The sequence below is a fragment of the Burkholderia lata genome (assembly GCF_902499335.1).
Lineage (GTDB): Bacteria > Pseudomonadota > Gammaproteobacteria > Burkholderiales > Burkholderiaceae > Burkholderia > Burkholderia lata_B.
The window spans coordinates 1-13,513 of sequence record NZ_CABVQK010000032.1 but is presented as its reverse complement, the minus strand read 5'-3'; the positions used below and the strand labels follow the sequence as shown (position 1 = coordinate 13,513).

At 61.4% G+C, this 13,513-nt stretch carries 11 protein-coding genes; 6 read left to right on the top strand and 5 right to left on the bottom strand.

Annotated features, from left to right (window positions below):
* Positions 1-167: 167 nt before the first annotated feature.
* The 3 genes from BCO18175_RS40125 to BCO18175_RS40115 form a co-directional block, all read right to left on the bottom strand.
* On the bottom strand, positions 168-1,199 hold the full coding sequence (locus tag BCO18175_RS40125; protein WP_174989317.1) for a ParB/RepB/Spo0J family partition protein: 1,032 nt from the start codon (positions 1,197-1,199) through the stop codon (positions 168-170).
* Positions 1,196-1,855 (bottom strand): AAA family ATPase, encoded by a 660-nt coding sequence (locus tag BCO18175_RS40120; protein ID WP_174989315.1) that lies wholly within the window; start codon positions 1,853-1,855, stop codon positions 1,196-1,198. Before BCO18175_RS40120 ends, BCO18175_RS40125 begins: the two co-directional genes overlap by 4 nt.
* A gap of 1,010 nt (positions 1,856-2,865) precedes the next feature.
* Entirely contained in the window at positions 2,866-4,998 is a 2,133-nt protein-coding gene (locus BCO18175_RS40115; protein WP_174989313.1) for a phage integrase family protein, read from the bottom strand.
* A 508-nt stretch (positions 4,999-5,506) separates the two neighbouring features.
* On the opposite strand from BCO18175_RS40115, the gene BCO18175_RS40110 reads away from it, so the two are divergent.
* From BCO18175_RS40110 to BCO18175_RS40100, 3 genes are read left to right on the top strand one after another with little or no spacing between them, the layout of a single operon-like run.
* Positions 5,507-6,553 carry an ABC-three component system protein gene (locus BCO18175_RS40110; RefSeq protein WP_174989304.1) on the top strand — a complete coding sequence of 349 codons (1,047 nt, stop codon included), beginning with the start codon at positions 5,507-5,509 and terminating at the stop codon, positions 6,551-6,553.
* The gene (locus BCO18175_RS40105) at positions 6,550-7,053 is read left to right on the top strand and encodes an ABC-three component system middle component 2 (RefSeq protein ID WP_174989302.1); all 504 of its coding nucleotides are present in this window, start codon (positions 6,550-6,552) and stop codon (positions 7,051-7,053) included. Before BCO18175_RS40110 ends, BCO18175_RS40105 begins: the two co-directional genes overlap by 4 nt.
* Positions 7,038-8,936: a hypothetical protein gene (locus BCO18175_RS40100; protein ID WP_254608255.1), complete on the top strand. Its 1,899-nt coding sequence runs from the start codon at positions 7,038-7,040 to the stop codon at positions 8,934-8,936. Before BCO18175_RS40105 ends, BCO18175_RS40100 begins: the two co-directional genes overlap by 16 nt.
* Positions 8,937-9,573: 637 nt before the next feature.
* Here BCO18175_RS40100 and BCO18175_RS40095 read toward each other — a convergent pair.
* Positions 9,574-10,095: a hypothetical protein gene (locus BCO18175_RS40095; RefSeq protein WP_174989300.1), complete on the bottom strand. Its 522-nt coding sequence runs from the start codon at positions 10,093-10,095 to the stop codon at positions 9,574-9,576.
* Entirely contained in the window at positions 10,092-10,820 is a 729-nt protein-coding gene (locus BCO18175_RS40090; protein ID WP_174989298.1) for a hypothetical protein, read from the bottom strand. The genes BCO18175_RS40095 and BCO18175_RS40090 overlap by 4 nt, the downstream gene beginning before the upstream one ends.
* Positions 10,821-11,036: 216 nt before the next feature.
* Here BCO18175_RS40090 and BCO18175_RS40085 point away from each other — a divergent pair, with 216 nt between their 5' ends.
* The 3 genes from BCO18175_RS40085 to BCO18175_RS40075 are packed head-to-tail and all read left to right on the top strand — an operon-like array spanning position 11,037 to position 13,259.
* Positions 11,037-11,834, top strand: a complete 798-nt coding sequence (locus BCO18175_RS40085; RefSeq protein ID WP_174989296.1) for a hypothetical protein — start codon at positions 11,037-11,039, stop codon at positions 11,832-11,834.
* 9 nt (positions 11,835-11,843) lie between these two features.
* Entirely contained in the window at positions 11,844-12,530 is a 687-nt protein-coding gene (locus tag BCO18175_RS40080; protein WP_174989295.1) for a hypothetical protein, read from the top strand.
* A gap of 12 nt (positions 12,531-12,542) precedes the next feature.
* A complete protein-coding gene (locus BCO18175_RS40075; protein WP_174989293.1) occupies positions 12,543-13,259 on the top strand; it encodes an RES domain-containing protein in 717 nt (238 codons plus the stop codon).
* The last annotated feature ends 254 nt before the right edge of the window (positions 13,260-13,513 follow it).

The following is a 13,513-nucleotide window of genomic DNA, read 5'->3' as shown; positions in this document are numbered from 1 at the left end:
GCAGTTCAGGCAGCGGCCCGCGGGCCGCTGCCTGACGCGCTACAGTTTGCCGTTTCTTCTTCATTGGCATATCCATGACTTTTACACCTCATGATATGCCTCGCCCACGAAATCACGGATAGGTCCGTGATGCCTAACCGGCAGGCATGCCTAGGTATTACATATCCCTACTTCAGTTGGTGGCCGTCTTCGGCAAGGAGCTTTTTGAAGGCCGCAACGTATGCCTCGGCTTTTTCGGCCGATCCTAGAGCGAGATCCAGACGGACCTTCCCGTCGCCCCATTCCTTGATCGCACCAATCTCGGCCCCGTCAATAGTTGACACCTTGTACTGTCTCGAAAGGGATTTCCGTGGGGCCCGCCCATTCTCGAGACTTTCGCGTATAGCCTTCACCTTCTGAAACGGCAATTCCTCGTCACGAATGCGCTCGGCAAATGCCAAGGTGCGCTTCTCGTCCGATGCCTTGAGGAACAGCGTGAGTTCGTAACTAGTTGATAGGCCGAATTGTTTGGGATGCGAACCGATCACGTCCAGGACGGACTGCGGCAGATCCAGAAGCGCGAGAATCTTGCTGACCTTGGATTTGCCCTCCTCCACCAAGACGGCCAGCTCGTCATTCGACTTTGCATGACCCTGATCGAGAAGCTTCTTGTACCCGAGTGCGACGTCCAAAATGGTTTCCTGCTCGCGCTCGTTGTTTGCGGCTCGCGCAAGGCGGTAGAAATCTATCGGGTCCAAGCCTTCGAGAAGCTTCACTTCCAACGTCTCGGAGCGATTCCGGAGCGCACCAAGCTTTCGGAACTGGCCGTCGATCAAGATTGCGCGATCCGGAAAGTCAGGGTGGCGTCCGGCGAGTACAGGAACCAGTTGGCCATCTCGCGCCATTGAGGCTGCGCGGGCGGCGATGAGATCTTCTTTGTAGATCGTGCGACTGTTGAGCGGGTTGTCGTCGATATGGCTTATTGGCATTGTTACGTACCTCGCCTGCACCTTCCCCGCTTGTTCCAAGTTTGCCAAATACGCTTCTGCAGCCGATCTTGTCGGGGAAGCGACTTTCTCATTGGCTTGATCCAACAGGCTGCTTCGGCCGCTCAATGCTTCATCCACCCGGTCGAACCGCGAAGGTGTCGCCGTCTCTCGCATTGTTTGGTCGCGCTTTACGCCGGCATTAAGCGCCGCAGAGAAGTCTTTCTTACTCATGCTCGCACCTCGAGAACTTCGAGAATTTCGTCGACAAGATCATTCAGTTCTTTGTGGGCGGCCTTGGCCGAGCGGAGTTGAAGGACAGTAGCGCCAGATACCTCTGCTTCCTTGTACGCGGTGCGGAAGCCGAGCTTCGTTTTCAGCATGGGAAGCTCATCGTCACCGGCTGCAGCTTCAAAGATCTGCTTCACGATCGTGACGTTCTGGTTCATGTTCGCAAATGAACGAAGCTTGAGATCCGGGTTGCGGATCTGGGCCTCCATTCCAAGTTTTTTTGCCTCTTGAACCGCCCAGAGATTGCCGCCCGACGCTGCGATGGGAATCAGTCCCAGATCGGAAATAAGGAGGGCAACAGAGGGCGCAGTCGATTTAATGGCTGGCGGACAGTCAATGACAATAAAATCGTAGTCGTTGACGTACTTTGCAATCTCCCGATCCGGTCGAGGACTTAGCGCCAGGTTCGAAATAGCGGCCGGGTACGGTCGATCATCTGGGGCTGCGCCGACTGAGAGTGTCGCGGTGCCCTGCTCGTCCAAGTCGACAAGCATGGTCCGGTAGCCTCGCATGCCGAAGGCGCCTGCGATATTCGTCGAGGTTGTTGTTTTCCCCGACCCTCCTTTCTGGTTGAAGACGGCAATAATTTTCGCTGCCATGCGTTCTCCTTATGCACTTGATGCTCGAGCAGGCGAAGTTTCTACGTAGAAACTTCGCGCCAAGCGACTGCCGGGAATATTAGGATGCCACCCGAAAAACATCAAGAAAAACGACAGGTTTTTGAGAAATTCTAGGCGTCGGAGCGACAACCCAACCGGAACTTGTAGCTTCGCGCGCTTCCCAGGGGTGGTTTCTACGTAGAAACTCGGGGCATGGCCAGCGCCACCATTGGCGGCTTAACGGTATAACGGGGAGGCGTGAATCGAACGAAAACGGGCAATTTTCAGTTTTTGCGCGACCGCTTGAATCGTGCGCAGCTTTTCGCTCGCCGTTCTGGCGCCGCGGCGGGTAGTTTCTACGTAGAAACTGCGGTCGCGTACTGCTGACTTGAAGGCAACTTTTTGCGATCGGTGTCCCGGAGAGGCGCATCGGCGAGCCCTTTTCGGATGCTCGGGAGACGTTCAGTTTCTATGTTGAAACTGAGTGGGCGAAGCAGTCATAGACGCCGGGTCGACCGACAAAGCTTGCATGCCGAGCGCGATGCCGAATGCTGGCAGATCCAGTTTCTACGTTGAAACTGCGACCTGCTTGCGCGACGGAGGCAACCACGACCCGTCTCGCCAGCGGAAAGGATTGGGGAGCGCCGACTGATGCTCCGTCATCTTTAGGATTGTGGGGACCAAAGCCCCACTTTTCGCCTTATATACTGACTTTCTGCTATGCGCCGGCAGATGGTCGCGGTGCACTCTCGGTCGCAATGTCCTAGATTATCTGGGACATCGTTGGCCTATAAGGACGGAAGTCGTAGATCATCTGGTAGTTCGATAACTCCCACGGAGTTAACTCCGACTTAATCTAGGAGAAGTCGAAGGTGGGTCGTCATCGTTATCGTTGATGGTGTTTCGTCGGACACATTCAGACTGGCGGTCATAACAGCAATGCTGGGGTCGCAGATACTTTCAATTCTGGGGCGATTACACATCAACCGGCTTTGATGACGTGAGCCGCGCTAAGGTGTAGCTAATCTAAGGAAGGTCTCCGCCTCTCGGTATTGGCGGCCGAGCTCCGCAGTCGCGTAGATCGATGTCGTGTCGAGCGAGTCGTGACCGGCAAAATTCCGCGCACTCTCGAGACTCATGCCGTTTGCAAGTGCATGCGATACAAACGTGTGTCGTAACCAGTGTGGGCTGGCTGCGCTGAAAGCCCGCGCATGCGGCGAGTCCTCGCGCAGCGCAGCAGCAGTTGCCGTTGCAAAAAACTGTTTGATCGCCTTGTAGAGCTGCACCGGATGGATCGGCCCGGTTTGCCGCGAGCGCGCCGCGAGCTCGGGCGCTGGGTCTGTTTTGCTCGCCTTCGCCGCGCGCTGGATCTTGCCGATCTCGGCATTCGACAGCAGCGCCGGGATCAACGGCGTGGCGGCTGGGCAGGCGAGGGGATCGCGCGGCAAGCCGCGCGACTCCAGATAGTCGCCCATCAGTTCCAGTACCGCCGGCACCAGCGGCAAGAAGCGCTCTTTTGCGCGCTTGCCGACCACGCGCAGCAGTCGGATGGTCCCCAGCTCGGGGCCGGCGTAGCGCTCCTGTACGTCGTCCGTGAACGCGCCACACAACTCGGCGCGGCGCAGGCCGGTGCTGTACGCAAAGCCCAGCACAAAGCGCGTGCGGGTCGCGGTGGCCGTGTCTGGCATCGTGTCGAGTACGCGCATTGCGAAGCGCCACGCGTCGGAGGTCAAGCCGTGCTCAATCTGCAGACGCGACTTGGCGGCCACGCGCCGCTCGTTGCCGGCGGCATCGTGCGTCGCACCGGTGAACACGCGGATCTTCGCGAACGCGTTGTGATCCAGGTACTGCGCGTTGACCAGCTCCCCGAAAAACTTCTTCAGCGCGGACAGCGCGTCCTGCCGGCTCTTGACCGACAGCGGCCCGCGGAACGGCCGCCAGCCGAGATCGCCGCGCGGCGCCGTGCCGGTCATGACCCATTGGCCGGCCGGCTGCGGATCGATCAGAAAGCCGTTGATGTAGTCGCGCGCATCGTCGATGTCGAGGCTCGACAGCGCCTTGCGTTTCACGAAGATCGCCCACAACAGCAATCGTTCGGCTTCGGTGCGGTAACGCTGGCGCGTGTGCGGGTTTTCGTAGTCGGCGAGCCAGAAGTCGATCGCCTCGCGATCGTTGGTCGCGCGGCTGTTGTTCTTGACCAGATTGCGGTGCGCGCCGTGCGAGCCGTCCAGCTCGGGTGGCAGCAAGAAGCGCTCGAGCGGCACGATCGCGGTGACCGGGCCGGCTGCGGCGAGCGGCGAGCCCGGCCACGCGCGCTCGGACGGGTGGGTTTGCACGCCGGCGGCCAGCTGCAGGCCCGCGACGTCCCCGTAGTGGGCCAGCCACGCGGTGATACGCCGGGCGCCGATCTCGCCCAGCCGCGGCACGCGCCGATACCAGCGGTAGCCGACCGCGTTGATCGTTTCGACCAGCCGGCCGATCGTGGTGAGCCCGACGTCGGCGAGACGCAGCGCGACGGCGGTATCAAACCAGCCGAGCACGTGGTGCTCGGGGCGCGGGTCCTCGACCACCAGGCGCGCGAGCGCGTCGAGTGCGGCCATCTGACGGGCGCGCAGCCGGGCATTGCGCTGCTGGCGGCGCAGGGTCGCGCCGGTGTCGGCGCTTGTCCCCGCGTGCCGCGCGGCGAACAGATCGAGCAGCTCCTTCTCGGTATAGAAGCCGTCCGGATCGTGCTCGCCCGCGAAATCCTCCAGCGAAGGCGCGGCGGGCGCCGGGGCGTCGGCCGGCGGCGTCGCCGCGAGCGCGGCCGGCCGGATCGCCAGCAGCCGGGCGGTCGCGAAGTCCAGGCGCTTCCTGGCCGCGGCGACGAACGACGTCACCAGCCAGCTGCGCGTGGCTGCGGCCTTGCGGGCGTCGCGGCCGAATTCGAGATACTGGTCGGCCAGCTCGGCGAGCTCCAGTCCTTCCAGGTAGCCGCGGAAGAAGGCGAGGTGCTGCAGGCCGATCCGGCGCGTGGCGGCCGCATCACGGCGTGCCTGGCGCGAGCGCGATTTGCGGCGGGCGGTCGGCGTGGGCGCGCGGCGCGGCGTGGCCGGCAGCTCGCGATACTCGACATCGAGCACGTCAGGTTCGTCGATCGGCATGGGCGTGGTCAGGGGCTACGGAAACCGTGTTGTTCGATACAGTGCCGCGCGCCGGTCGGATGCGCCGACGCGGCGCGCGCGGCGATACCGCGGCTCCCCGATCGTCGCTAACCGGCCGCCGGGCCTTGCTGGACAAGGAGGCCGCGCAGCGACGCGTAGAAACGGGGCGTTTTGGCCAATAAAATGAAGGGTAACATAGTAAGGGCTATGTTACCCTTCGTTTCGGGACATCGAGATGTGCAATGCATGTTCCCGTTGGAGTCTCTCGCGACCGGCCACTTCGAGTTCGTGTCCACCGGCAGCACCTAATCCACAGCTGGCTCGCACGAGGCCCGCGAGTGTGTGGATCGGCCCACGCTGGACCGTTGATAGTCCAACCGTGCGCCGCTCGGCTGAGTCGGTGAAGCGGGGTGCGAGCGTGCTGGGTCGGCCTGAAAATGTGCATTGCGTGTGCCACAAACCCTCCGTCACGGCGATAATTCGGCACTCAGGCTTTTTCTGCGACCACATGTCGACGCTCCGCCCGAACCAGCTCGTCATCAAAGCCGGGGCATTGCCGCCCTCTCTGATGGTTCGTCATTTCAAACCGGACGAGTGGGAGGAATTCATCGAGCGCAGTGCGTTGCAATGCGAGGTCAATGGCCGCAAGTATCATCAGGTCACGCGCTTCGGCGGACCAGGCGACGCGGGCCGGGACGTCGAGGCACGACTCGCGGGCGCACTGACGGCAGATCAGTGGGACCTGTTTCAGGCTAAGCACTACAAGGCGCCCCTTACCCCTGGCGAGTTCTTTCCGGAACTTGCCAAATTCTTTCGTCATCTCGCGGCCGGTACGTATCCGCCGCCGCGCCGGTACTTTGTGTGTTCGCCCCAGAATGCCGGTCCGGACCTGCACGATCTGATAGCCAGCCCGGTGAAGCTCAAGCAGCGGTTTCTGACCGACTGGGCGGCCGGCAAGACGGGCATGAAAAACCTGGTGAGCGGCCTGACCTCTGAGGCTCGGGCGGTGATCGACACATTCGATTTCGCGCGGATCGAGGAATGTCTGCTGCGCGACCTACTTGCGTGGCACGCGATCGATCATGTCACCCACTGCAGGATCTTTCATATCGAAGCCGAACGCGGGGACGACCCTACGATGCCGGTGTTGCCGACCGACGACGAACTGATCTATGTCGAGGAGCTTGTTGCGGTGTACTCGGAACAGGGTAGTACTGTGCGCACGGTAGAAGAGGTGATGCGAACAACGTACGCCGATCATTTCACCGACTGTCGTGTGGAGTTTTACTGTGCAGAAGGCCTGAAGCGATTCAGTCGAGACCTGTTTGAACAAGACGAGTTCGCGAAATTGCTCGACATGGTGCTGAAGGGCGTGCGCACCGCCGTATCGAGCCCGCGGCATCGCGTCGGTCTGGATCGGCTGGACGCGGCGGTGAATCGTGCCTCGTCCCTCACGCTGACGGATAGTGCATTGCACGGACGGTTGCGCGGCGGAGATCTCCCCGGCACCTGCCATCATCTGGTGAACGAAAAGAAACTGAGGTGGATCAAATGACGCGTGCAGACGTGACGCGTGTATTCAACTCGCCGTTTGAGCTCGGCTTTCGGATGGTCTATCTGCTCAGCGCCTTACGCCCAGCGGGCGTGGATCTGCAGAAACTCATCCTGCTCGACTATGCCGTGGTGTATTCGGGGGACCTGGGTGGACCGGAAAGCCTGCATACCCCGGTCCCCTATCGCGGCAGCGAATTGTTGAGCCGTCGCACGCTCATCGAACAGGGGTTGCATCTGATGAGCACTCGCGGGCTCGTCAATGCACGGATGGACGAAGAAGGGATCACATATATCGCCGGCCCAACAGCCCTGTCACTTGTAGGCTCCGTAACGGCACCGTATTTCATGCGCCTTCACCAACGTTGCGAATGGGCGGTCAGGCGCTTTGGCCAAACCGGTACGGACGCGCTGACCCGGGAATTCACCGAGCAGGGCCATCGTTGGGGCGCGGAGCTTGAAGGTCTCACACTCGAACGGAGCGGGCAGTGGCGATTCGATTGATAAGGCTGGCGGCATCAGGACCTGAACGGCCGGTCGCCGAGATTAAGTTTGCGCCGCTGCACAGCCTGATTCGCGGTCCGAGTGACACCGGTAAGTCATACATCCGTGACTGCCTGTGGTACCTGCTCGGAGGTGAAAAGACACCGAAGAAGGTGCCCGAAGACGACGGCTACGAGTTGCTGGAGCTTGAGTTCTCGTACGGCGCGGATACCTACATCGTGCGGCGCGCGCTGCGCGGCGGAGGGGCCCACATCTTCCGTAGCAAGCGTGCGACGGAAGGGGCGAGCGGTGCTTCCACAGACGATGGATCAGCAGGAGGCAAGCAGGCACTGATCGAGGCTCCCGAACGCATGGAGCCTGTCGATTTTGACCTCTCGCAACTCGTTGTTGAATTGTCGGGGGCAGCGGGAAAGCAGATCCTGAGATCGAAAAGCAAACGGGGACCTGTCACGGGTTCGGACATTCGGCACTGGTTCATGCTCTCCCAGCCGACGGTGATCAGTGAAGATCCGACAAGCGGAGCCAGCCACAGCGAGCGCCCGCAGCGCATGGCCGCGTTCCACCTTTTTCTGACTGGGGATGACGATTCGGCTGTTGCGCTCGCCAAGTCCCAGGCGGAAAAGGACCGTCTTTTCGGGCAGCTTACCTCCGCCCAAGATGCGCTCAGTCGGGTCATGACAGGCATCGACCTCGACGCCACGCGTGTCGATGTCGAGGACGCGATCGAACGGGTGGACGAGACGCTGTCAGAGCTCAGCCGGCAATACGACGCGCGCGCCGCGCAGTTGCGTGGCGTTCGCGGCCAGATCGTCGAATCAACGGATGCATTGCGCAAGCATGCCACGCGAGCAAACCATTCCCAGGCGATGCTTGATCGGTTTGAGCTGCTTGACCAGAAGTATGTGAGCGACCTCGAACGCCTCGGCGCACTCGACGAGGGAGTCGCCCACTTTGCTGCGCTTGACGCTGTGCCTTGTCCGCTTTGCTCCACGCCGATCGAGCTTCATGTCGCACCCACCGATATTGGGAGGCGGGCACCGGGCAGCTACCGGAAGGCGGTCGCAGCCGAGTCTCAGAAAATCGCCGGACTTCGCGCGGGTCTGTTGCATTCGATCGCGATCGAGCAACGACGTCTCGCGGATGCAACCGAGCAGGCAAACCTGGTCAGGGAACAGCTTCGCGATCTTGAGAAGGAAGAGGCAAGGCGGATTAGCGGTGTCCGCGTAGAATTCCAGGCCGATCCGAAGGAGCTCGCTGTGCGCCGCAGTGAGCTGGCCGCGCAGTTGGGTGCCTTCGATGAAAAGGAGCGACTTGAAGCCGAAATCGAGCGATTGAAGAAACTGCGCGTTTCCCGGGCGGCCCCGATCACTCGAGAGGCCAGCGAGCCGGCGAAGGCCGTAGCCGGCGTTGTGAAGTCGATGCTCGTCGACTGGGGTTTCGACGACGTTCGCCAAGTGACGCTGGATACAGGAGAGTGCGACCTCGTCATCAATGATCGCCCTCGACTGAGCTATGGTGCTGGCAAGCGCGGCATCTTCCTGACTGCATTGACCATTGGCCTGATGAGGCATGCGCTAGAGGCGGGAAATCCTCATCTGGGGCTGGTTGTGATCGATTCGCCGCTGAAAGCGTACGCCGATCCGGACTCGGGAGAGGACCGGCCGCTGCCTACCCAGACGCTGACTGACAAGTTTTACGCGTGGCTGTCGACGTGGAACGGACCGGGGCAGATCATCGTTGCCGAGAATGAGAAGATTCAGGCCACGACTGCTGACGCGCTCAAGCCGGTGGAGTTTACTCGGCGCAATGATTCTGGAAGGGCGGGATTCTATTTGAAAAGTGTCACGCCGATGCCAGAAGCGGATGAGAATCAATCCGACTAGGTCGGAGACACAACCAAAATCTTGCGACGTTGTCCGGAAAATGAAGGGGCGGATAGTTACGGCTATCCAGTCCCTCGTTTCAGGATAGCGCGGGGAAAGGTCGATCGCCCTGCTTCGTTGCGGGTGCCATAGCCGCTCACTATTCTTCCCTGCGCTGTCTCGACCTCGCACCATCTTCATCGACGCCGCGCTGCGCGCGATCCTCGCCGCTGCGGTCGTGCCGGTTCCGGTGCGCGATCGATCCCGGCCGGCATCCGTGCGGTGTCGGCCGCTGTGGCAGCATCTGTTGCTGTTCACAATTAGCGCTAGCGGTGCTCAGTACCATGCTAACGGCGATCACGCGCAAACAGCCTAGATTGCGCGTCTATGAACTCTGCTAGCGCTAATTGTGAGCGCCTACAGCATCTCCGATGCGTACGTGGCGACGGTGCTCGATCGACGCGGTGGTGCCCGCAGTGTCCGCTCGTGGCTGGTGCGTATGTCGGCGCTTTGGGTCTGATGGTTCGACGGTGGGGCTCGGGCTGCATGTGAGAACCCGGGCTTTTCTCGTGAGACTTTCAGTGCCGCTGGGTCTGCATAGCGGCATGCGAGAAAAGAAAGGGCCTTTCGGCCCTTTCTTTGATGGGTTCCTGCCGCTTCACTCGTCGTCTGGAAGCCCGAACAGGGCGCGCGTCTTGCGACGTCCAGACGCTTCCGCATCGCCCACCGACACCTCCGGCAATTGACCCTTGGTACGATCGATGCGCGCGACCTTGAATACCTTCTTCTGCGAAGCCGCGGCTGCTGGCGGGACGGTGCTAACCTTAAGCCGCCCCTTCGTGGTGCCTGCGATATCCAGGTCATAAAACAGGCCACCGACAAGCGGCTTGGGTGGTTGGTACGGACGCGTCGTTTCACCGACGTGCGTCACGACGTCGCCGTCGCCGGTCACCTGCAGGATCTTGACGATATCCTTCATCGTCGCAAACGTCGTCGAATCCGGTCGAAGCGCGCGATGCTCAAGCTCAATCCGTTCAAGCCGGTCGGCCACTGCCTTGTCGACTAGCCTCTCGATCTTGGCTTGGATCAATCTCGGACGTTGCCCGATCCACCATCGGGAGCGCTTCGAAGCCGGCCGCGCGACGCGGAATCCGCCGGTCGTTGCTAGCTTTTCGCTCATCCGTAAATTCCCTTTTCCTTCAAGTAGTTCTCTAACGTTAGCACTGACTGGCTCTGCGGTGCAACATCGAACGTCATCCAACGATCCGTCCCCGCCACGCGCCAGAAATACCGTCCCAGACGCGCGCCGAAAAGTGCCCGCAGCGATTGCAGGCGACCGTCGGCGAGTCCGTCGGGATAGCCGGGGAAGTACTGGAAAAGCGCCGCCTCGTCGCCCGACTGGTGGGGAATCGCGGCGTCAAAGCCGAAGCGCGGCCACGCGTAATAGCCGCTCAGCCTCGGCCCACCAGGCACCACCGCCGCTTTGCGACCGCCGACCGCATATGCCGTGATGCGCGAGATGCCAAGCGCGTCACATGCGCGCACGATCCGCCAGAGCATAACCGCGCCGAGCCCCGGGATCGTGTCGTCGACGAGGTCGATCTTACCGAGCTCGAGCACGTCGCCGTCCGCACGGCGAATGATCGACACCTTGTTGGTCGACGCGATGAAGGTGGGGTTCGTCACCTCGAAAGTCAACCGGGTCGTGTCTTCAAGGTAGGCCTCGATCGTCGAGCCGGTCAGCGCGCCGCACAGCGATACAAGCAGCTCGTCGGGCACCTCGTCGTCGACGCCGAGCAGGGCCGGGATATCCAGCTCGTTGCGTTCGACCGGCAACGCGTCGTCGAAGAAAGTCGCTTCGAACGGCAGGATGTGACTGAGGTCGACCGGGGGGGGGGGCGCCATACGCGGGGTCGGAAAGGTGGGAAGGCGACGAGTGTAGCACCGCCGCGCGAGTCCCCCAGGGCTGCAGGTGACTTCGCCGGCCGACGGCGGTTCCAAAAAATGCCACTTCTGATAGCTTGCCCTTCGAGATCATGGGGAGTGAGAAAAACGCAATTATCGCGACACTTGCGAAATGTGAGAAAAATGATAAACTTGGGCAACTGTTTGGGGATCGCCATGAAGATGATCGAAGACGATTTTGATGATCAGCAGAAAGCCTGCCAACCGCGCGCAAATCCGGTGGTGGCGGTCGCTCGCCATCACTACTGGCTCGGCCCGTGGGGCGATGCGATCGCCGTAAGCGACCTTTGGCCTTGGGCGCAGGAGCAGGTCAGGCGCGTCAACAGCCTTGACGACGTTCGCGCGCAAATCACCGTTCTGAGCGCCGAAGTCACGGCGCTACAGGCGCGGAAGGCGGCTACCGACGCTTCGCGTGTTTCTGGCGCCACCGGAGGTTTGAATTTTTACTCCGCACTGGCGCTCAAAAGCGCTCGCCTACGCGTACACATCCTCCAGGTTGCACTGCGCCACCTCGAGATTCTCGAACGTCATCAACTGGGCGAGGCGCTCGACGCGGAGGAATCCAAACAAGTCAGCGTATCCAGCCCGTCGTGGGAAATCTGGCAGAGCTTCATCAGTGGGCCGTCGGCCGAGAAGGCGGACCTGCCCTCAGAGGAACCGCTCGCGCAAGAGTTGGTCGACGCTGGCTTGCTTTGCGACGCATACGCAGCGATTGGCGCATCGCTCATTCGCTACGTCACGAGCAGTATTGCGATGCGGATGCAGCGTGGATTCTTCTTCAAGGAGATCGCGCGGCCCTTCGTCCATGACTATCTCGAAACGCTCTGCAAGGCGGCTGCCAGCGTCCGGACGTTGGTTGCCCGGTGGCTGCTCGATGGACCTTCCGAGACGGGCAGTGCCGCTGCCATTGCCAAGCGCTTGAACCCGCTTGGCGCGCCTCCCCATCTCGCCTAAGGAGTTCATATGGCACAGGCAATCAACGAAACCAGCCGGGTCGCAAACATCAAGATCCGCGCGGTGCCCAGCGAAGGGCAGCATCTCAACCCGACTCATATCGCGCGGGATGTCGCCGAGCTGTTTGCGACGGATATCGAGGGCTCCCTCCGTGGACAGATCCCGCTGGATTTCCATGTGGAGTCGCTTCACTCGCTTATTCGCGACACATTGGAACGCCGCTTGGCGACGATGTTTATTCTGGAAGCGGGGGCGGCTGCCGAGACGGTATCGGATGCTTTGCCTGTTGCCAACTTGAAGCCCTCGGAAGTGGTCGGGCAAAAGTTGGTGGCGCTGTCGATCGCGAGTCTCTATCGCTCAGTGGAGGCTGGCCGGTTTTACTGCGTTCGGCCTCGAGGCCAGACCAACGGGCGTGCGTTTCCGGCATGGCAGTTTGTGGAGTCCGTGCCGGAGTTGCTGCCCAAAGTGCTCGACCAGTTCCAAGGGGCCTTGGAAACGGAAGTCCACGCCTTCTTCGTGACTGCGCGTGACGAGCTCAATGAGCTCGCGCCTGCGGAACTGTTGGCCGGGAAGCTTTTCGAGGGGCGGGGTGCGCCGCACGCAAGTCAGCGTCGGCTGTTGAACCTGCCCACCGTCGAGCGCCAGCGACGTGTGATTGACGCGATTCCGCGACCCGGAGAGAGCGTGGCCTATTGAGATGGCCATGAAATGGGAAAACAGCAAAAAGTAGTACCCCCGCCGGACATTGCCGAGTCAATGCCGGCGGTGGAGCAACTCGTCACAGCCTTGGAGAGCAGTGCTCGTCCCGTGGGGCCGGTGCTTCATCGGGCCGCCTACTCGTCGGCGGGAATCTTGCCTGATCGAGTGTGGAACCCGTACCGGTTTGGCCCGCCCAAGGCCTTGATCGAGGAGGACGGTACCATGCCCTTTCAGTGGTTGTACCTAGCGCCGGAGCCTGAAACGACGGTCTGGGAAGCGCGCTTCGCGCGCAACGATGCCTGCCGGCCCGGGACGTTTTACCTGGACGGCGAGGCTGAACGCGGCGGCTTGGTCGCAACGTTGACGTTTCCGCGGCCACTGCGCGTATGGGATCTGGGAGCGCCGGCGTCGAGCCTGCTCGGGATCTACGACTTGTTGTCGTCGCCCGATCACGAGTGGTGCCAATGGTTCGGGGTGCGGCTATACCAGGCGATGCAGCAGGTCGGTCCGGAACAGCGACCGGATGGGGCGTTGTATCCGTCCCGCCGTTATCGGGGGCAGGGTGCGATCATCCTGTCGTTTGATGCACTTGCGCCGCTACGCGCGGGCATCACCTACACCGCGACGCCCTTTGTCGAGCACGCAATGTACGCGCGGCTCCAGGGCGATCCGCTTCGGTGCGCGCCTCCCGAGCAGGCCGCCGGCCGCGCCGATTTAGGTCTGTAGGGCGAGGGAGCGGCTGCGGGATGCGGGCGGAACCCGGCTGCGGCCGGGTTTTCTCATGGTCGCCGCCGGCGTGCAGCAGGACTGGGGTGAAAAAGTGTCACTTCTGATACCTCTGTTTATCACGATGATGAGCGTCCCGGCTAAGCGAGCGTGGAGCGATAAACTTTCCGGGAACGCCAGAGGTGGCCTCGCAAAATCGGACAGCCAGATAAGTGGAACGGCCGGGGCCTGAGCCAGCGATAATGCCGGCAAAG